Here is an 18733-nt window from a genome sequence, read left to right as displayed (position 1 = left end):
GATAGAGCGTTGTTTCGCTGCCGCCAAACCGTAAGCAGTCGATGAGGGTCTACCCATGAGCAATGCCGCACTCGCAGTAAAACCCGCTGTCCACGCGCTGGAAATTCATCCGGTGGCCGGTCGTATCGGCGCCGAGATCCGTGGCGTGCACCTGTCCGGTGAGCTGGACGCCGCCACCGTCGAAGCGATTCAACAGGCCCTGGTCCAATACAAAGTCGTGTTCTTCCGCGAGCAGACTCAGCTCGACGATCAGCGTCAGGAAGCCTTCGCGCATTTGCTCGGCGAGCCGGTGGCGCATCCAACGGTGCCGTCCCGCGAGGGCACGCGTTATCTGCTCGAACTGGACGGCGCCGAAGGCCAGCGCGCCAACTCCTGGCACACCGACGTGACCTTCGTCGACGCCTACCCGAAAGCCTCGATCCTGCGCTCGGTCGTCGCGCCGGCGTTCGGTGGCGATACCCTGTGGGCCAACACCGCGACGGCGTACAACGGCTTGCCGACCGAGCTGCGTGAACTGGCCGACAAACTGGTCGCCGTGCACAGCAACGAATACGACTACGCCAGCGCCAAGCCGGACGTCTCGGCGGAGAAGCTTGAGCGCTATCGCAAGGTCTTCACCTCGACCGTTTACGAGACCGAACACCCGGTGGTCCGCGTGCACCCGATCAGCGGTGAGAAGAGCTTGCTGCTGGGGCATTTCGTCAAACGCATCAAGGGCTATTCGCAGGCGGATTCGGCGCATCTGTTCGGGCTGTTGCAGAGCCATGTGATTCGTCAGGAAAACACCGTTCGCTGGCGCTGGAAGGCCGGTGATGTGGCGATCTGGGATAACCGCTCGACACAGCATTACGCGATTGATGATTACGGCACTCAGGATCGGCTGGTGCGTCGGGTGACGTTGAAGGGGGAAGTGCCGGTTGGGGCTTCGGGACAGCGTAGCCAGACCATCAAAGGTCGCGATTGAAGATCAAAAGCCCCTCATCGGAACGCCGCCCGCCCAGCCCTCTCCCGGGGGGAGAGGGAGCCGATCGGGGGCTTTTCGAACCTGAGTTCAACCTTGATATTTCAGGTCGGCGTAAACCTAAAAAACAACTCGTTCAGTCCCCTCTCCCTCCGGGAGAGGGTTAGGGTGAGGGGCTCTTAAAGCTACCAAACCCCAATCTGAACAACCTTCTCGGCTTCCGGCTCACCATAACGAAACCGCTGCCCACGCCAATCAATCTCCTGATGACTAATGGTCGTGCGCCGCTTCAACCCGCGCACCCACTCAAACAAATACCCCGCATGTTCCTCGCGCACCGCCGCGAACGCCGGATCATCTCCCAGGTCACGCAGCTCCTGTGGATCACTCAACAGATCAAACAACTGCGGCCGAAAGCCGTCGTACGCCAGGTATTTCCAGCGCTCGCTACGCACCATGGTCATGCGGCAACGGTCGATCGGCTGGCCCAAACGCTCGCGCGCCGGCGCCTGAAAGGCGTAGTCATATTCACTGATTGCATAGCGGCGCCAGTCCGGATTTTCGCCGTGTAGAAGCGGGATCAACGAACGCCCTTCAAGCCGATGCTCTGCTCCCGGCAGCCCTAATGCTTGAAGAAACGTCGGCAGTGCGTCGATGGTTTCCGCCAGTCGCTCATCAACCGTTCCGCGCGTGATATCTGCCGCCGCCCGAGGATCGCGCACGATCAGCGGCACACCAACCGCCTGCTCCAGCAAATACTCCTTCTCTCCCAACCAGTGATCACCGAGAAAGTCGCCGTGATCGCTGGTGAACACGATCAACGTGTCCTCCCAACGGCCGTTGCTCTGCAAAAAATCGAACAGCCGCCCGAGTTGATCATCCACTTGCTTGATCAGACCCATGTACGTAGGGATTACAGTCAATCGTACTGAATCGCGGGAGAAGTTGAGGCTTTCCTCATGCTGGCGAAAGGCAGCGTATACAGGGTGTTTGCTGGCGTCGGAGGGCGTCGCGCGGACTGCTTCGAGAATCGATTTCGTACTGTACAGGGTGTGGTACGGCGCCGGTACGATGTAGGGCCAGTGCGGTTTGATATAGGAAAGGTGTAAACACCACGATTTCTCGCCTTGCTCGGTGATGAAGTCGATGGCTCGATTTGTAGTGTAGACAGTCTCTGAGTGTTGCTCGGGAATTCGTGCTGGCAAATTCGCATGACGCATTTGCCAGCCGCTGAGGATTTCACCGTGCTCGCCTTCGGCGGCGTTGGCCCAGTCGTGCCAGGGGTTTTTGCCATCGAAACCGTGTTCGCGCAGGTAATGGGTGTAGGGCGCGGATTCGCGCTTGTCGTCGAACAGCGGGTCGTCGGGATAGATGCCGTCATGGCGCATGTAGGGTTCGAAGCCGACTTCGTTGAGGATTTCGGCCTGTTCGCTGTCGGGGTTGATCGCCAGGCGTTGCAAGGCATCGATATTCGCCGTGGCGTGGGTCTTGCCGACCAGCGCAGTACGAATGCCGTGGGGGCGCAGGTAATCGCCGATGGTCAGTTCTTCCAGCGGCAACGGCACGGCGTTCCACGCCACTTGATGACTGCTGACATAGCGTCCGGTGTAAGCAGACATTCGCGACGGGCCGCAAATCGTGCCTTGAGTGTAGGCGCGGCTGAAACGTACGCCGGCTGCAGCCAGGCGATCGATGTTCGGCGTGTACAAATGCGGATGGCCGTAGCAGGACAGGTAATCGCGGCGCAGTTGGTCGCACATGATGTACAGCACGTTGCGCACAGGGTTTGGCGGGGTGGGCATGGGATTCACCGGTCAATGGGACAGGCGAGGGTTTTCGCTTTCGCTGGGGGTGTTCGGCAAGTGCATTTGGGGAATGGGTTTTATGCAGTGGATGCATCGGTGCCTGCGCTGGCCTCTTCGCGAGCAGGCTCGCTCCCACAGGGTTAGTGGCGATCACACATTCTGCATTCACCACAATCCATTGTGGGAGCGAGCCTGCTCGCGAAAGCGTCATCTCAGACAGCGAGGTTATGAAGCGAACAAACCTGCTCATCCTGCTGATCAATCTCTTTGATCTGTTCAATCATTGCCTCCGCCAACGGCGACAGCCGATACCCAGCGCGACTGACAATTCCATAGCGGGTGTACAACTCCTCAAGATCATCGGCCAACCCTTCAATGCGCAAACATATCAGCTCACCCTTGGCCTGATGCAACGCATCCGAATACGCGCCAACAATCCCGATCGCCTCCGAGCGCAGCACCACGCTGAGTAGGCTGGCACTGTTTTCACATTCCACATTGGGCGTGAAATCCGGGCGGCCGCTGAGGTCGATGATGACCTTGCGCAGGTTCGGCGGACGAATACTTACCGCCAGCGGATAGCTCATCAATTGTTCGGCCGTGACCCGCTCAAAACCGGCCAGCGGATGCCCCGCACGGCAACAGAAATGCCATTTGCGCGGACGCAACCGGTGCGTCAGATAGTCTGGATCGGCCTCGAAGTAGCGCGTGTCCGCGACGAAGAATTCGAACTCCTCACTGAGTAACCGCTTGCTCAGACTCTGCCAGTCATCGACCTGAAACTGCACTCGCGCTTTCGGATAGCGCCCGATAAAGCTGCCAATCGCCCGAGGGATCAAACCCGCCGCCGGCGCCGGCCCGCAACCGAAGCGTAATTCCCCCGCTTCCAGCCCATTGAACTGACTGATTTCGTTGGCCATCTGCTGCGCGCCACTGACCAGTCGCCGCGCGTGCTCCAGCAGCACCTGGCCCTGTTTGGTCGGCGGTAACTCCTTGCGCCCGCGATCAACCAACTGACAGCCAACGCTGTGCTCCAGCGCCTGAATGCTGCGGCTGAACGCCGACTGCGACAGGTTCACCGCCTGCGCGCCGGCGACGAAGCTGCGTTGTTCAGCCAAGGCGATGAAGTGACGAAGTTGGCGCAAGTCGATATGCATTTTTCACATAAAAAATATCCGGGAAATGCATTGGATATGCATTAGGTCGACTCCTTATAAAGGCAATCTCTTATGCAGTAAATATTTGTAAATCCATAAATAAATAACTGAAAAGAATATGCAGCGTTGATGATGTCTGTGTGTTTTTTGACCAGGAGCCGCGCCATGAGTCCGTTGAACCTTGCGTCACCCTTAACGCCACGACGGCTCAAACGCCTGCCTCTGGCCCTGCTGCTGGCAGGGAGCGCGAGCTGGACTCACGGTTACGCCGCCGAAGCGGAAACCCCGGCGCCGGTGCCGGCCGGCAAGCCTGCCGCCAACAGTTCACAACTGGAAACCGTGACCGTCACCACCCGCCGTCGCGAAGAAAGTTCGCAGGACGTACCGACGCCAATGAGTGTGGTCAGCGGACAGAATCTGGAGACGCAGCGCGTCTACCGGATTCAGGATTTGCAGCAACTGGTGCCCAGCGTCAACGTCGCCTACATGCACGCGCGGCAGTCCAGCGTGTCGATCCGTGGCCTCGGCAACAACCCGGCGAGCGATGGCCTGGAAGGCAGCGTGGGCCTGTACATCGACAACGTCTATCTGGGCCGTCCGGGGATGGCGGTGTTTGACTTGATGGACATCGAGCAGCTTGAGGTCCTGCGCGGGCCGCAGGGCACGTTGTTCGGCAAAAACACCACCGCCGGGGTGATCAATATCAGCACCCGCGCGCCAACTTTCACGCCTGAGCGCAGCATCGAAACCTCGGTCGGCGAGGACGGTTATTTCCAGACCAAGGGCACCATTTCCGGGCCGCTCAACGACCAACTGGCCGGGCGTTTTTCGGCCTACCGCACGCGCAGTGACGGCGACATCAAAAACGAATACGACGGCCATGATTTGAATGGCGGATCGCGCGAGGGCTTCCGCGCGCAACTGCTGTTCAAGCCCAATGAAGATTTCAACCTGCGCTGGATCGGCGACTACAACGAAGAGGATTCCAGTGCCGGTACCCGCGTGCTGTACAACACCGGGCCGACCATCAACGGCGTCAATCTCTATCAGGCGCGGGCCAATGCCGCCGGCGCAACACTGGTCAACGGATCGCACCGCAAGGTCAATCTGGACAATGACCAGCATGTCACCGTGCATCAGGGCGGCACCTCAGTGGAGGCCAACTGGACGCTGCCAAGCGACTTCACACTGACCTCGATCAGTTCCTATCGCTTCTGGAATTTCACTCCGCGCAACGACGACGGCCTCAACGTGCCGGCGAGTTATAACGCCGGGGTGTCGGTGGAAGACAAGCAGTACTCGCAGGAATTTCGCCTGGCCTCACCCAAGGGTGAGTTCTTCGATTACGTCGTGGGCGCCTACTACTTCGGTTCGGATCTGGACAACAAATCCTTCGCCTATTACGGCCCGCAAGCCGATATCTGGAATGGCACGGCGCGCGGAGCGCTGGCCAATGTCACCAGTATTGGCAACGGCCATATCAAGACCGACAGCTTCGCGCTGTTCGCCCAAGGCACCTGGCACCTTACCGAGCGGCTGGACTTCACCGCCGGGGTACGTGGCACTTATGAAGAAAAATCTGCCTGGGTCACACGGGATGCGCCGATTGGTGGCGCTGCCGTAACGGGCGCTGCGGCCACGGCGCGGCGCGGTCGTGCCGGCGCCTACGATTCCGGCGATCTGAATCAGTACAGTTCCAGTCCGTCCGGGCTGCTCAACCTCAGCTATCGCATCACCGATGATGTGCTCGGCTACGCCACGTTGTCCCACGGCGAGAAATCCGGCGGGGTCAACCTCGCGGTGGGTTCTGCTCCAGTGGCCGGCGCCGATTCGTTGCTGATCGGCACCGAGCGCGCGAACAACGCCGAACTGGGTTTCAAGAGCACGCTGTGGGACCACCGCCTGCAACTCAACGCCAACGTGTTCTGGACCCAGGTCAACGCTTACCAGACCAATGCCTACGACGCGGAAAACCGCGTGCAGTACCTGACCAACGCCGGTTCCGTGCGCTCGCGCGGGGTCGAGTTCGAAAGCACGGTGATCCCGCTGCGCGGCCTGACCCTGAACATCAACGGCTCCTACAACGACGTCAGCTATCTCTCGTACAAAGATGCCCCGTGCCCGCCGGAAGTCAGCCAGGCGCCGGGTGCTCCGGCGTCTTGCGACCTCAGCGGTCATCAAGTGGTCGGCGCCTCGAAATGGATCGGCAACGCCAACGGTGAATACAAATGGAATCTGGATAACGGCTTCGAACCCTACGTCACCGCGAGCTATGCGTTTCGCTCGAAAGCCGTCGGTACGGTCGAGGATTCCGACTACGGACAGATCCCGAGTTACGCCGTGGTCAACTTTTCCACCGGCCTGCGCGGCGACTTCAACCAAGGCCAGTGGGACGTGTCGCTGTGGCTGAAAAACGCCTTCGACAAAACCTACTACACGACCCTGTGGACGGGCGGCAACGGCGGCTATGAAGGCCTGCTCGGCACACCGCGCACCCTCGGCGTCACCGGTCGCTACGACTTCTGACATCGCGCGGAGGAAGTCACTGCACTATCAGGCAAAGGTCGGTCGCACATCGAGTGCTGCGCGCTTCGGAAATGACGTACTTGATGGTCGATTCCGTATTTGCAGTGGTTATGGAAATGACGCCTTTCGAGTAGTCAGAATTCCAGACATCGTCCTTTTGCAGGACGATTTTTGTGCGCTGCTGGAAGACGTTGACCGGGCCATCGTGATTGTTTCTAACTGATACCGAGAGCTCCGGCGGTGTTCCGGAACTGGTCGTTGGCGCTTGGGCTGGTGCGACGTCAACTTGGCCGCCGGGCGGCACGGTATCGGCCTGTGCGACCAGCAAATAGCCAGTCAGCATCAGAGGGGAAAAACGAATAAGGCGTTTGGCTTCCATGGCGAATTTCCTTGATCAGTCAGGTGATTTCGGGTGTAGAGAAACGACGCCTTTATTTAGGAAGCAAAAACACTGGCGTGTCACCTGTCAAACCTGACAGGTATTGAGTTCATGTGTGTTTCCCGTCGGTTTGATTTATCGCGATCAGCCTGCAAACACGCTTGAGTTATCAATCGATATACCTTGAAGGAGTTCTGCTTATGCTTGCTGGGAAATTCGCTTCACCAATTTTATGGGTGTCGATTTTAATCAGCAGCGGCGCCCTCGCCGCGCCTAGTGTGTATCCGACCGGTGTCACCCGTTACGACCCGAACAAGGCCTTCAATCAGTAGGTGATTTTCAGCGGCGCCGACAGATTGTCTGGCAGTACAGCGCGGCAAACTCGAAGCAACCGGGGTGGGCGTTCTACAGCTCTTTCATCAGCAGTGCGCGACGCTTGCCCACTGGCAACACGTTGATCGACGAAGGCATGAGCGGACGGTTCTTCCAAGTGACGGCGAGCGGTGAAAACGTCTGGGAATACGTCAGCCCCTACCTCGGCAAAGCGCCGGGCAGCGACACGATCAGCAACTGGGTGTATCAGGCGCTGGCTGTGAGTTATGACTGGGTGCCAACGGGTACGCCACGCTGCGAGACGGCGGTTAATGCCCTGGTTGTCGGCGCGCAACAAACCAGTGCCAGTCGTTAGTTGAATTGGAATAAGTGCTCGGACAAACGGCGATAAGTTATGAGCGGGTTGAATAGTGCTTATTGCAATTTGGTTGGTAAGTCGCGTGGACAATAATTGAATGTGCAACCATCCTGACTGTCGTGAGTTTCCAGGAGGAAACTTGCTCTCATCGGAAGATACTTATCCAAACGATAAAGGAAATCGAATCATGTCGAGCATTAATGGCACTTATGTGAACGCTAACGCTGGCGCCAAACTGACGATTACCGATGGCAACGATTCCAACGGTACATTCAGTGGCACGTTCAGCCAGGGCGGCGTTAACTATGACGTCAGCTACGGACACTACCATTTCCAGAACAGCACCGGACAACCTACCACCATCACATTTGTCGGTCTGAATGGTAATAGCGGATTTCAAGCGTGGTCATTGTTTTCTCCTGATCACAATTACGCAAAAGTTCGTGCGGCCGGTTCCCGTACTAATTTTGACGGTGAAGTAGTGACACTGGCAGGGGAATTCGTCAAACAATAATTCGCACGCAATTGATAAAGGCCGACGCACGAAAGTGCACCGGCCTTTTTTATTGTTCCGGGAAAATAATAATCAACTATCTACTTGGTATCAGTTGTCCCACAAAACCGGGTCAGGCGAATTTGATGCGTTGCATGAATACTTTCAATGCCTGAAAAGCATGCCATTTTTCACGCATCGCTGCAGCCCGCGTGGCACGTGGCTTTGGCGAAATTGATCATTTTTTATATTCCATAAAGACCTATACATAACGTTAAAGATTACTTTCGGAGATAAGCCTCAAGCCCAATGATTCATCCATCGATCCGCCGTGGGGGATTCAACAAACGGTGATCGGCAGTTTTTGTAGAGAACGCAAAAAGACCGCAGGGAGTGAATCAATGGGCAATGTCCAGACCGCCGCCAGCGCAGAGGAGTGGCTGTGGCGTCAGACGCCGGGTGGCGAGTTGGTCGATCTCGGCCGGCCGCATCGTGTGCCGTTGGGACAGCTGCGTTTGCTGCGTACGCCCAAGGGCATACTGAGTCGACGCGAAACCCTTCTGCTCGGCGTGCTCGCGTTGGTGGTGCATGGCGTGGTGATCTACTGGATCAGCCAGAAGCCGACGCCGGTGCTGCCGATCGTGCCGCCGGAAATTCCGCCGATGACCATCGAGTTTTCGCGCCCGGCACCGCCAGCGCCACCGGTGGTCGAGCCGCCGCCACCTGTGCCTGTGGTCGAGCCGCCACCGCCAGTGGAAGACGAGCTGGCGGTAAAACCACCGCCGCCAAAACCCGTTCCGAAACCCAAACCGTTGGTCAAGCAGGCACCCAAGCCAGCACCGAAAGCGGTCGAGCAGCCTCCCGCGCCGCCACAACCGGCAGCCCCGGTTGCAGCGCCACCTGCTCCGCCCGCGCCGGCACCGGTAACTCCGGCATCAGCGAACGCCGCGTACCTTAAAAACCCGGCACCGGAATACCCGTCGCTGGCTCAGCGTCGCGGTTGGGAAGGCACGGTGTTGCTGCGCGTGCATGTGTTGGCCAGCGGTAAACCGGGTGAGATCCAGATAGCCAAAAGCAGCGGCCGGCAACAGCTCGACGACGCGGCGCTGAACGCCGTGAAGCGTTGGAGTTTTATCCCGGCCAAGCAGGGTGATGTCGCCCAGGACGGCTGGGTCAGCGTGCCCATCGATTTCAAGATTCATTAAACCGAAACCAAATTCGCGCGAAATGTTTACACGAGGGAATACATCATGACGTTACTGGCATCTCCACTGGAATCCATCGAAAGCGCGGTGATCTGGCTGCTGGTGGTTTTTTCCGTCGCCACTTGGGGGCTGGCATTGCTCAAGGCTTTGCAGTTCGGACGTCTGAAGGCACAGGATCGGCGCTTTCATAAGCGTTTCTGGGCGGCGTCGAGTCTCGATTCTGCCGCCGAGTTGAGTGAAACCCAGCCTGGCGCTGCAGCGCGGGTGGCACAGGCCGGTTACGCGGCGATTCAGGTGGGCGAGGCGCCACAGGCCAATGATTTGAGCCAGGCGATCAACCATCAGGATCGACTGGAGCGTGCCCTGCGTCAGCAAATTGTCCGCGAACGCCGTTCGCTGGAAACAGGCCTGGCAGTGGTCGCCAGTATTGGCAGCACCTCGCCGTTCATTGGTTTGTTCGGCACGGTGTGGGGAATCATGGAAGCGTTGAAAGGCATCAGCGCCGCAGGTTCGGCGAGCCTGGAAACGGTCGCCGGGCCAATCGGTGCGGCACTGGTCGCCACGGGTGTGGGGATCGCCGTCGCGGTGCCGGCAGTGCTGGTTTACAACTATTTTTTGCGCCGGTTGAAACTGACGGCGGCGGATCTGGATGACTTCGCCCACGACTTCTACAGCCTGGCGCAGAAGAGTGCGTTCCGCGTGTTGATCCACCCGACGGCGCACAAGGTCGCAGTGCCGGGCAACGCAGCAAAAGTGAAGGAGGCGTCCTGATATGGCCTTCTCCACGCAAGACAGTGATGAGGTACTCAGCGAGATCAACGTGACCCCGCTGGTGGACGTGATGCTGGTGCTGCTGGTGGTGTTTATCGTCACCGCGCCGCTGCTGACCAACGCGATCCCGATCAACTTGCCGAAGACCGAAGCGGTGGCGCCGGTCGAGCAGAAGGACCCGCTGGTGGTGAGCATCGACGGCGCCGGCAAGCTGTTTATCAACAAGGACGAGATTCAGCCGGACTTGCTCGAATTCAACCTCAAGTCGGCCAAGGCCAAGGACCCGGAAGTGCGCGTGCAGTTGCAGGCCGATGACGGGGTGAACTACGGCGAAGTGGCGCGGGCGATGGCTTCGATTGAACGGGCGGGGATTACCAAGTTGTCGGTGATTACTGCGCGGTGACAGATTCAACGTTTTTCCGGGGCCGTCTCCTTGGCAGGGTGCGGCCCTTTTTTTTATTTCTGGCGGGGGAGAAAAGCCCCTCACCCTAGCCCTCTCCCAGAGGTAGAGGGGACTGATCTGGATTGTTCTCACGAGTTACGCCGACATGAAAAATCCAGTCGTACTCCGGATTTGACAGGCCAGGTGATTGGCTCCCTTTCCCCCTCGCCCCCCATGGGGGAGAGGGCTGGGGTGAGGGGGAAAAGATTTCCAGCCATGCACACATCTCATATTCAATTCAGGTCTTAATAAATAGCTTCTTATTCCTTAACGAATATAAATCCCCTCCCTATACTCGTTCAGGAACAGACACGACGCAGGAGAGCTCCCCATGCGCAACGAATCAATCCGCTACCTGATTGTGCCGGGCTGGCAAGGATCGCCAGAAGATCATTGGCAAAGCCACTGGCAAAACAGCCTGCCGAACAGCGCGCGGGTCGAGCAGGCCGATTGGCTGACGCCGCGTCGTGAAGACTGGGTGGCGGCACTGGCCGAGGCGATTGCTGCCGACAGCACGCCGGTCATCCTTATCGCCCACAGCCTCGGCTGCATCACCGTTGCCCACTGGGCGGCCACGGCGCCGTTGCAATACCTGCGTCAGGTCCGCGGCGCCTTGCTGGTCGCACCAGCGGATGTCGAGCGTCCGGCCTGCGCGCCGGCGCTGCGCAATTTCGCGCCGATCCCGAGCGATCTGCTGCCGTTCCCGAGCCAGGTCGTCAGTTCCGACAACGACGCCGCCGTGAGTGCGCCGCGAGCGCTTGAGCTTGCGCGTAACTGGGGAGCCGAGGCGGGGATCCTCGCCGGTGCCGGACACATCAACGTCAAGTCCGGGCATCAGCGTTGGGAGCAGGGTTTTGCTTATCTCTATCGCCTGCAAAACCGCATGGAACACCACGCCCGTCGGCGCGCCTGATTTCTTTTTTCTTTGAACGCCCCCGTCTCCCGGCGGTTTTGGGCGGGAGTCTGCCATGAGTTTCGAAACCTTCGGTCAGCCGTTGCTGACCTTTCCCGATGCGGAAAAAAGCCCCTTGAGCATTCGCGCCAAGGCGCTGGTGTTCGTCGATCCACGCTCGCGTCAGTTGCGCGAAGAACTGGAGCAACTGGCGCCGCGTTCGATTTCAGTATTGATTCGCGGCGAGACCGGTACGGGTAAAGAATTGCTCGCCCGGCATATCCATCGCGCCAGTGACCGCAGCGGTCTGTTCGTTTCGGTCAATTGCGGAGCGATCAGCCCGACCTACGCCGATGCCGAGTTGTTCGGCTACGCCGCCGGCAGTTGCAGCGGCTCGGCCAGCAGTCGTGCAGGCTGGTTCGGTTCGGCCAATGGCGGCACCTTGTATCTGGATGAAATCGGCGATCTGCCGCTGCCGATTCAAATCAAATTGCTCGCGGCATTGGAGAATCACGAAGTCACCCGTGTCGGTGCGCCTCAACCAAGTCCCGTGGATGTGCGCCTGGTCGCGGCCACCAGCATTGATCTGGCGCAAGCGGTGGACGCCGGGAAATTCCACGAGCGGCTTTATCACTATCTCAGCGAAGGCCATCTCGAGTTGCCGGCGTTACGCGCGCGCACCGGCGATATCCTGTCGCTGGCCGAGTACTTTTTAGGCATCTACAGCCAGCGCCTTGATCTCCCTGTGCCGCTGATTAGCGAAGCGGCGCAGCATGTGCTCGAACAACACAGTTGGCCGGGCAATACCCGTGAGCTGGAAAACGTCATTCATTTCGCGTTGCTGGTGAGCACGGGCGACGAGATTCTGCCGGAGCACTTGAACCTCCCCGAGGCGTCTGGGCCGCAGCTTCAGATCGAACGGCTGGTGGCACAAATCAACATCGGCGGTAGCGTCGCTGAGCGTAAGGCATTGAAAGATTTGCTGATTCGTTTGAGTGAGGGCTTGTAACCGTTTTGTTCAACATGAACAAAATGGAATATGAAGCTGAATAAACGTTATTGTCCGGTAATAAAAAATCCCGGTATTGTCCGACCCACGCCAGCGATGTCACTTCACTGGCACACGTATTAAATGCCGTCGTCGATGACGACCGTGATTTTCGATAAGGACACTGCATGAAAAAGGTTCTGTTGTTTACCGCATTGGCGGCTGCTCTGACTGCTTCCCTGGCCAATGCCGGCGAGAAACTGGTGGTTGCCGCGACGCCGGTACCACACGCTGAAATTCTCGAGCTGATCAAACCGACCCTGGCCAAAGAAGGCGTGGATCTGGAAATCAAAGTCTTCACCGACTACGTTCAGCCGAACGTACAAGTGGGCGAGAAGCGTCTGGACGCCAACTACTTTCAGACCAAGCCGTACCTGGACAGCTTCAACGCCGGTAAGTACAAGGACGACAAGGCCAAGTATCTGGTGACCGTGCAGGGCGTGCACGTTGAACCGTTCGGTGGCTACTCGAGCAAGTACAAGACCCTGGCTGAACTGCCGGACGGCGCCACCATTGCTATCCCGAACGAAGGCAGCAACAGCGGCCGTGCACTGATCCTGCTGCAGAAGGCTGGCCTGATCGAGCTGAAAGACCCGAAAAACGCCGTGGCAACGCCGAAAGATATCGCCAAGAACCCGCACAACTTCAAGTTCAAGGAACTGGAATCGGCCCTGCTGCCACGCGTTCTGAAGGAAGTTGATCTGGACATGATCAACACCAACTACGCGCTGGAAGCCAAGTTGAATCCGCAGAAAGATGCGCTGGTGATCGAAGGTTCTGACTCGCCGTACGTGAACTTCCTGGTGGCCCGTGAGGACAACAAGAACAGCGACGCGATCCAGAAACTGGCCAAAGCCCTGACCAGCCCGGAAGTCAAAGCGTTCATCGAGAAGAAGTACAACGGCGCGGTACTGCCGGCGTTCTGATCTGACGCTTGAGTGAATCCCTTCAAGGTGTGAAAACGCCGATGGCCAGTGATGGTCATCGGCGTTTTTGTGTGTGCGTTGAAAAGCCCCTCACCCTAACCCTCTCCCAGAGGGAGAGGGAACTGATTGGGGGATGCTGTGGAAGTACGCCGACGTGAAAGATCTTTAGCTGAATCCATAATCGACTCGATCTCTCAGGTCGATGTCAAACGCCATACGACTCGGTCGGCTCCCTATCCCTCAGGGAGAGGGAACTGATTGGGGGATGCTGTGGAAGTACGCCGACGTGAAAGATCTTAGCTGAATCCATAATCGACTCGATCTCTCAGGTCGATGTCAAACGCCATACGACTCGGTCGGCTCCCTATCCCTCAGGGAGAGGGGGGCTGATTGGGGGATGCTGTGGAAGTACGCCGACGTGAAAGATCTTTAGCTGAATCCATAATCGACTCGATCTTTCAGGTCGATGTTAATCGCCAGACACTTCGGTCGGCTCCCTCTCCCTCCGGGAGAGGGTTGGGGTGAGGGGCTTTTGATTTACGCTGTGGCCTTCAACGCTCGGCGCAACGCCACCAACAATTTCACAATCTCCTGCGGATCCAGTCGCTGCGGCACTTTTACGTCCATGTTCTCTTCCTTGTTATGTAATTGGCCGGGGGAGTCTGGCCAAAAGCTGTTCGTCCTTGGAGGGCTTTCATGAAAAAAAGATCCGTCCTACAGCGCAAAGGAAAATAGCCTTCTTATTCCTTCCCGGCAAACCCACAAGATAGTTTTTTGGGTGATATCAATATGCTTTAACGGTATTTAAATTCTTTTTTTTATACCTATAAAGTCGGTGTCTGCCGGACAGCCACCCGCTGTCCATGGACTGCACCACCGTCGCTTACCGAGCGGCGTTCAGGACGTTTCATGACCTTCGATTACGCATTTATCCTCAGTACCCTGCCGGCGTTTCTCAAAGCCGTGGGCGTGACGTTGCAGGTCGGGTTTATTGCCATTGGTACTTCGCTGCTGGTGGTGCTGCTCAACGCGACGATTCTGGTGTTCCGCACGCCGTACCTGCAAAAACTGGTCGGCCTGTATGTGGAACTGGCGCGCAACACGCCGCTGCTGATCCAGTTGTTTTTCGTCTACTTCGCCTTGCCGGCGCTGGGCATCAAGGTCTCCGGTTTCACTGCCGCGATCATCACCATGACCTTTCTCGGCGGCGCTTACCTCACCGAAGTGTTGCGTGCGGGTGTCGATGCGGTGCCGCAGGCGCAACTGGAGTCGGGGCGTTCGATTGGCCTGTCCCATGGTCAGTTGCTGCGCTACGTGATCCTGCCGCAAGCGGGGATTCTCAGCCTGCCGTCGCTGTTCGCCAATTTCATTTTCCTGCTCAAGGAAACCACCGTGGTTTCGGCGGTGGCCGTGCCGGAAATTCTCTACACCACCAAAAGCTACATCGCGCTCTACTACAAAACCTACGAAATGCTCGCCGTGCTGACGCTGATCTGCGTGCTGCTGTTCTTGCCGCTGTCGTTGCTGCTCAGCCGCCTGGAAAGGAGGCTCCAGCATGGCCAGTTCGGGTCTTGAACTGCTCTGGGTGTCGTTGCCGCAATTGGCCAAAGGCGCCGGGCAAACCCTGTCGATCTCGTTTCTGAGCATCGCCATCAGCACCGTTGGCGGCGTGCTCTACGGCGTGCTGCGCACGCTCAACGTGACCTGGCTGAACGCGCTCCTGCGGGCCTATCTGGAGTTGTTCCGGGCGATTCCGGTGCTGGTCTGGTTGTACCTGCTGTTCTTCGGCTTACCGATCTTTTTTGGCCTGAGCCTGCCGAGTTTCTGGTGCGCGGTGCTGGTGCTGTCGCTGTGGGGCGCCAGCGAGGTGGGCGAAGTGGCGCGCGGTGCGTTGCATTCGTTGCCACGCGGGCAGCGCGAAGCAGGGCTTTCGATTGGTTTGAACGCCGCGCAACTCTACCGCTACGTGTTGCTGCCGCAAGCGCTGAAACGCATGACGCCGCCGACCATCAACGTCTACACGCGAATCATCAAGACCAGCTCGCTGGCGGTGCTCATCGGTGTGGTCGACGTGATCAAAGTCGGCCAGCAGATCATCGAACGCACCTACGAATCGGTGCTGATCTACGGCGCGCTGTTCCTGTTTTTCTTTTTCATCTGCTACCCGCTCTCGGCCGCTTCGCGCGTGCTGGAGCGGCGCTGGACGCAAGCATGAGCGCATTGATCGAGTTTCACGGCTTCAATAAATTCTACGGCGAGCAACAGGTGCTCAACGGCATCGACCTGCAGGTGCAGAGCGGAGAAGTGATCGTCATCCTCGGCCCCAGCGGCTGCGGCAAAAGCACCTTGCTGCGTTGCCTCAATGGCCTGGAAGAGGCCCACAGCGGCAGCCTGAAATTTGTCGGCCGCGAGCTGCTGGACAAGGCCACCGACTGGCGCGAGATCCGCCAGCAGATCGGCATGGTGTTCCAGAGTTATCACCTGTTCCCGCACATGAGCGTGCTCGACAACCTGCTGCTCGGCCCGCTCAAGGTGCAGAAGCGTCAACGCCGCGAAGCGCAGCAACAAGCTGAAGCCTTGCTCGAACGCGTTGGCCTGGCGGACAAGCGCGATGCTTTCCCGCGTCAGCTCTCCGGCGGCCAGCAGCAACGCATCGCCATCGTTCGTTCGTTGTGTATGAACCCGCGCGTGATGCTCTTCGACGAGGTCACCGCGGCCCTTGATCCGGAAATGGTCAAGGAAGTTTTGCAGGTCATTCAGGGCCTGGCCCGCGAAGGCATGACCCTGTTGATCGTCACCCATGAAATGGCCTTCGCCCGCGCGGTGGCCGACCGCATTGTGTTCATGGATGCCGGGCGCATCCTTGAACAGAACCCGCCCGAGATTTTCTTTACGAACCCGCAAACCGCACGCGCGCAGCAGTTTCTGGAGAAGTTCTCCTTCGTGGCAACACTGCCCAAAACGAATCCGACAAAGGAACTGGAACTGTTATGAAAACTGCCGCTTTTTTACTGCCTCTGCTCAGCCTTGCCTTGCTTGCCGGTTGCAGCAAAACCGAAGAACCGCCGAAGCCGAAAGTCGCCAGCGAAAGCACCGCGCCGGCCGGTTATCTGGACAAGATCAAGGCCCGCGACAAGTTGATCGTCGGCGTCTTTACCGATAAACCGCCCTTCGGATTTGTCGATGAGGCCGGGCGTTACGTTGGCTTCGATACCGACATCGGCCGCCGTTTCGCCAAGGATCTGCTCGGCGATGAAAACAAGGTCGAGTTCGTCGCTGTTGAACCGGCGAGCCGTATTCCATTTCTGCAAAGCGACAAGGTCGACCTGATCCTCGCCAACATGACCGTGACCCCGGAGCGCAAGGAAGCGGTGGAGTTCACCAATCCGAATCTCAAGGTCGCGGTGCAGGCGCTGGTGCCGCAAAGCAGCGCGGTGAAAAACCTTGATGACCTGGCGACCCGCACCACCATCGTCACTACGGGCACCACCGCCGATATCTGGCTAACCAAGAATCACCCGGACTGGAAACTGCTCAAGTTCGAGAAGAACTCCGAGTCGCTGCAAGCCCTGGCCAATGGTCGTGGCGATGCCTATGCGCAGGACAATCTGGTGCTGTTCAGCTGGGCCAAGCAGAACCCGGGCTATCGCGTGCTGGATGAAAAACTCGGTGCCGAAGCGCCGATTGCGCCGGCGGTGAAGAAGGGCAATATCGAGCTGCGTGACTGGGTGAATAGCGAGCTGACCAAGTTGGGTGAGGAGAAGTATTTGCTCAAGCTGTACGACCAATATGTGCGTAAAGAGCTGAGCGATGACACCAAGCCTGAGAGCGTGATTGTCGAGGGTGGCAAGTGGCAGGGGTGATTGCCTGTTGAATCGGTGGTGAGGCCTGCCCCTCACCCCAGCCCTCTCCCGGAGGGAGAGGGCGCCGACCGAGTTGTTTTGCATTGGACATCGACCTGACAAACCGAGTCGGTTATGGATTCACAGAAGCATTTTCAGGTCGGCGTAATTCACCAGCATCCCCCAATCAGTCCCCTCTCCCTCTGGGAGAGGGTTAGGGTGAGGGGCTTTTAATCCGGCCAGTTCCAAGCCGGCTCATCCAGCACCCGCTGCCCGACCATCCCGGTCTGCCCCAGGGTTTTCTCCAGCACAATGCAGTTGCACTCCGGGTCTTGCTGCAACGCCGAAATCAACCGCCGCGCATGGGACACCACCCACACCTGACACTGCTCCGAGGCACGGATAATCAACCGCGCCAACGCCGGCAACAGATCGGGGTGCAGGCTGGTTTCAGGTTCGTTCAGCACCATCAGCGACGGCGGCCTTGGCGTCAGCAGTGCTGCGACCAGCAGCAGATAACGCAACGTCCCGTCTGACAGCTCCGCCACCGACAATGGACGCAGTAAACCTTCCTGATAGAACTCGATGGCAAACCTCCCACCGGCCTGCGCTTCGATATGCACCCGTGCGCCAGGAAACGCATCGGTAATCGCCGCCCGCAGGGCATCGCCATCACCGATTTCGATGATGGTCTGCAACGCCGCCGCCAGATCTCTGCCGTCGTGATGCAGCACCGGCGTGCGTGTGCCCAATTGTGGCTGACGCACCGGCGCATCGGCATCGCTGCGAAAGTGATCATAAAAGCGCCAGCGGCGAATGAACTCGCGCATCTGGAATACTTCCGGCGAGCTGCGCAGGCTACCGACCTGATCAAACAGACTGTCGAAATTCGGTGTGTGCTGCGCCAGCACATCCCATTTGCGCTCGGCGCGTGCGCGGATCATCGGGCCGTCGCGATCCACCAGCAGGCTGGCGGGGCGGTAGAGCGCGCCGGCCCAGATGCACTCGCGCTTGATCTGCGGATCTAGACTGAATCGCGAGGGAATGGGGTGCGAATGCTCGGGCAGCATGAAGTGACCGTTGGAGTCGGGCAGCCCCAGGCTGATCGAGTAACTGAAATCTTCCCCGGCGAACCCCAGGCGCAGACGCTTCACGCTTTGGCGAAGCGTCGACTGGATCGGCACTTCACCATTGCGCATGCGCCGGCTGATGGTTTCCGGCCCGGCCCAGAACGTCGAATCCAGCCCACCCTCACGGGCCAGCGCATTGACCACGCCGCCCTGAGCGGTTTCGGCAAGCAGGCGCAAGGCCCGGTAGAGGTTGGACTTGCCGCTGCCGTTGGGGCCGGTGATCAGGTTCAGCCGGCCGAGCGGAATCACCAGTTTGTTGATCGAGCGGTAATTGGCCACCGCGAGAGTATTGAGCATGGAATTCCTTCTCTTGAGGCGCCCATTGTAGGAGCTGCCGCAGGCTGCGATCTTTTGATGCTGTTTTTAAAAGATTAAAAGATCGCAGCCTGCGGCAGCTCCTACAGGGAAATATGGGGATCGAACGGGCGAACGTTGAACCCTGTTCTAAGCTCACAGTCGTATCGT

At 58.5% G+C, this 18733-nt stretch carries 17 protein-coding genes and 1 pseudogene; 14 read left to right on the top strand and 4 right to left on the bottom strand.

Annotated features, from left to right (window positions below; genetic code table 11):
* Positions 1–55 precede the first annotated feature (55 nt).
* The gene (locus QZR14_RS16855; RefSeq protein WP_311997170.1) at positions 56–964 is read left to right on the top strand and encodes a TauD/TfdA dioxygenase family protein; all 909 of its coding nucleotides are present in this window, start codon (positions 56–58) and stop codon (positions 962–964) included.
* Positions 965–1146: 182 nt separating this feature from the next.
* On the opposite strand, the gene QZR14_RS16850 is transcribed toward QZR14_RS16855, so the two are convergent.
* Together QZR14_RS16850 and QZR14_RS16845 are read right to left on the bottom strand one after the other, a co-directional pair.
* Positions 1147–2763 carry an alkaline phosphatase family protein gene (locus tag QZR14_RS16850; RefSeq protein ID WP_311997169.1) on the bottom strand — a complete coding sequence of 539 codons (1617 nt, stop codon included), beginning with the start codon at positions 2761–2763 and terminating at the stop codon, positions 1147–1149.
* A gap of 215 nt (positions 2764–2978) precedes the next feature.
* On the bottom strand, positions 2979–3923 hold the full coding sequence (locus QZR14_RS16845) for a LysR family transcriptional regulator (protein WP_311997168.1): 945 nt from the start codon (positions 3921–3923) through the stop codon (positions 2979–2981).
* A 165-nt stretch (positions 3924–4088) separates the two neighbouring features.
* Here QZR14_RS16845 and QZR14_RS16840 point away from each other — a divergent pair, with 165 nt between their 5' ends.
* Positions 4089–6449 (top strand): TonB-dependent receptor, encoded by a 2361-nt coding sequence (locus QZR14_RS16840; protein ID WP_311997167.1) that lies wholly within the window; start codon positions 4089–4091, stop codon positions 6447–6449.
* A gap of 16 nt (positions 6450–6465) precedes the next feature.
* On the opposite strand, the gene QZR14_RS16835 is transcribed toward QZR14_RS16840, so the two are convergent.
* Positions 6466–6828: a hypothetical protein gene (locus QZR14_RS16835; RefSeq protein WP_311997166.1), complete on the bottom strand. Its 363-nt coding sequence runs from the start codon at positions 6826–6828 to the stop codon at positions 6466–6468.
* Positions 6829–7174: 346 nt separating this feature from the next.
* On the opposite strand from QZR14_RS16835, the pseudogene QZR14_RS16830 reads away from it, so the two are divergent.
* The 12 genes and pseudogenes from QZR14_RS16830 to QZR14_RS16775 form a co-directional block, all read left to right on the top strand.
* A pseudogene (locus QZR14_RS16830) lies at positions 7175–7516 on the top strand (ArsR family transcriptional regulator); the annotation flags it as partial.
* A 190-nt stretch (positions 7517–7706) separates the two neighbouring features.
* Complete coding sequence (locus QZR14_RS16825; protein WP_038359731.1) at positions 7707–8033, top strand: hypothetical protein; 327 nt, start codon at positions 7707–7709, stop codon at positions 8031–8033.
* A gap of 380 nt (positions 8034–8413) precedes the next feature.
* Positions 8414–9217 (top strand): energy transducer TonB, encoded by an 804-nt coding sequence (locus tag QZR14_RS16820; protein ID WP_311997165.1) that lies wholly within the window; start codon positions 8414–8416, stop codon positions 9215–9217.
* Positions 9218–9262: 45 nt separating this feature from the next.
* On the top strand, positions 9263–9988 hold the full coding sequence (locus QZR14_RS16815) for a MotA/TolQ/ExbB proton channel family protein (RefSeq protein ID WP_250606459.1): 726 nt from the start codon (positions 9263–9265) through the stop codon (positions 9986–9988).
* A gap of 1 nt (position 9989) precedes the next feature.
* Positions 9990–10391: an ExbD/TolR family protein gene (locus tag QZR14_RS16810; RefSeq protein WP_003220570.1), complete on the top strand. Its 402-nt coding sequence runs from the start codon at positions 9990–9992 to the stop codon at positions 10389–10391.
* 370 nt (positions 10392–10761) lie between these two features.
* A complete protein-coding gene (locus tag QZR14_RS16805) occupies positions 10762–11343 on the top strand; it encodes an alpha/beta hydrolase (RefSeq protein ID WP_311997164.1) in 582 nt (193 codons plus the stop codon).
* 55 nt (positions 11344–11398) lie between these two features.
* Positions 11399–12331, top strand: coding sequence for a sigma 54-interacting transcriptional regulator (locus QZR14_RS16800; protein WP_311997163.1), 933 nt, complete (start codon positions 11399–11401; stop codon positions 12329–12331).
* A 167-nt stretch (positions 12332–12498) separates the two neighbouring features.
* Positions 12499–13296 (top strand): MetQ/NlpA family ABC transporter substrate-binding protein, encoded by a 798-nt coding sequence (locus QZR14_RS16795; RefSeq protein ID WP_250606457.1) that lies wholly within the window; start codon positions 12499–12501, stop codon positions 13294–13296.
* A 909-nt stretch (positions 13297–14205) separates the two neighbouring features.
* Positions 14206–14871, top strand: a complete 666-nt coding sequence (locus tag QZR14_RS16790; RefSeq protein WP_311997162.1) for an amino acid ABC transporter permease — start codon at positions 14206–14208, stop codon at positions 14869–14871.
* The gene (locus QZR14_RS16785) at positions 14852–15511 is read left to right on the top strand and encodes an amino acid ABC transporter permease (RefSeq protein ID WP_311997161.1); all 660 of its coding nucleotides are present in this window, start codon (positions 14852–14854) and stop codon (positions 15509–15511) included. The genes QZR14_RS16790 and QZR14_RS16785 overlap by 20 nt, the downstream gene beginning before the upstream one ends.
* Positions 15508–16290, top strand: a complete 783-nt coding sequence (locus tag QZR14_RS16780) for an amino acid ABC transporter ATP-binding protein (protein WP_250606455.1) — start codon at positions 15508–15510, stop codon at positions 16288–16290. Before QZR14_RS16785 ends, QZR14_RS16780 begins: the two co-directional genes overlap by 4 nt.
* Positions 16287–17159 (top strand): transporter substrate-binding domain-containing protein, encoded by an 873-nt coding sequence (locus tag QZR14_RS16775; protein ID WP_311997160.1) that lies wholly within the window; start codon positions 16287–16289, stop codon positions 17157–17159. Before QZR14_RS16780 ends, QZR14_RS16775 begins: the two co-directional genes overlap by 4 nt.
* 209 nt (positions 17160–17368) lie before the next feature.
* Here QZR14_RS16775 and QZR14_RS16770 read toward each other — a convergent pair whose 3' ends face one another.
* Positions 17369–18565: an AAA family ATPase gene (locus QZR14_RS16770; protein WP_311997159.1), complete on the bottom strand. Its 1197-nt coding sequence runs from the start codon at positions 18563–18565 to the stop codon at positions 17369–17371.
* Between the last annotated feature and the right edge of the window lie 168 nt (positions 18566–18733).

The sequence above is a fragment of the Pseudomonas sp. rhizo66 genome, assembly GCF_031931925.1.
Taxonomy (GTDB): domain Bacteria; phylum Pseudomonadota; class Gammaproteobacteria; order Pseudomonadales; family Pseudomonadaceae; genus Aquipseudomonas.
Note: the sequence above shows the minus strand (reverse complement) of the source record. Positions and strands in the feature narration are given on the sequence as shown.

Excerpts from the sequence above, each read along its gene's own strand:
- QZR14_RS16855 (WP_311997170.1), top strand. The coding sequence starts at position 56 with ATGAGCAATGCCGCACTCGCAGTAAAACCCGCTGTCCACGCGCTGGAA.
- QZR14_RS16850 (WP_311997169.1), bottom strand. The coding sequence starts at position 2,763 with ATGCCCACCCCGCCAAACCCTGTGCGCAACGTGCTGTACATCATGTGC.
- QZR14_RS16845 (WP_311997168.1), bottom strand. The coding sequence starts at position 3,923 with ATGCATATCGACTTGCGCCAACTTCGTCACTTCATCGCCTTGGCTGAA.
- QZR14_RS16840 (WP_311997167.1), top strand. The coding sequence starts at position 4,089 with ATGAGTCCGTTGAACCTTGCGTCACCCTTAACGCCACGACGGCTCAAA.
- QZR14_RS16835 (WP_311997166.1), bottom strand. The coding sequence starts at position 6,828 with ATGGAAGCCAAACGCCTTATTCGTTTTTCCCCTCTGATGCTGACTGGC.
- QZR14_RS16825 (WP_038359731.1), top strand. The coding sequence starts at position 7,707 with ATGTCGAGCATTAATGGCACTTATGTGAACGCTAACGCTGGCGCCAAA.
- QZR14_RS16820 (WP_311997165.1), top strand. The coding sequence starts at position 8,414 with ATGGGCAATGTCCAGACCGCCGCCAGCGCAGAGGAGTGGCTGTGGCGT.
- QZR14_RS16815 (WP_250606459.1), top strand. The coding sequence starts at position 9,263 with ATGACGTTACTGGCATCTCCACTGGAATCCATCGAAAGCGCGGTGATC.
- QZR14_RS16810 (WP_003220570.1), top strand. The coding sequence starts at position 9,990 with ATGGCCTTCTCCACGCAAGACAGTGATGAGGTACTCAGCGAGATCAAC.
- QZR14_RS16805 (WP_311997164.1), top strand. The coding sequence starts at position 10,762 with ATGCGCAACGAATCAATCCGCTACCTGATTGTGCCGGGCTGGCAAGGA.
- QZR14_RS16800 (WP_311997163.1), top strand. The coding sequence starts at position 11,399 with ATGAGTTTCGAAACCTTCGGTCAGCCGTTGCTGACCTTTCCCGATGCG.
- QZR14_RS16795 (WP_250606457.1), top strand. The coding sequence starts at position 12,499 with ATGAAAAAGGTTCTGTTGTTTACCGCATTGGCGGCTGCTCTGACTGCT.
- QZR14_RS16790 (WP_311997162.1), top strand. The coding sequence starts at position 14,206 with ATGACCTTCGATTACGCATTTATCCTCAGTACCCTGCCGGCGTTTCTC.
- QZR14_RS16785 (WP_311997161.1), top strand. The coding sequence starts at position 14,852 with ATGGCCAGTTCGGGTCTTGAACTGCTCTGGGTGTCGTTGCCGCAATTG.
- QZR14_RS16780 (WP_250606455.1), top strand. The coding sequence starts at position 15,508 with ATGAGCGCATTGATCGAGTTTCACGGCTTCAATAAATTCTACGGCGAG.
- QZR14_RS16775 (WP_311997160.1), top strand. The coding sequence starts at position 16,287 with ATGAAAACTGCCGCTTTTTTACTGCCTCTGCTCAGCCTTGCCTTGCTT.
- QZR14_RS16770 (WP_311997159.1), bottom strand. The coding sequence starts at position 18,565 with ATGCTCAATACTCTCGCGGTGGCCAATTACCGCTCGATCAACAAACTG.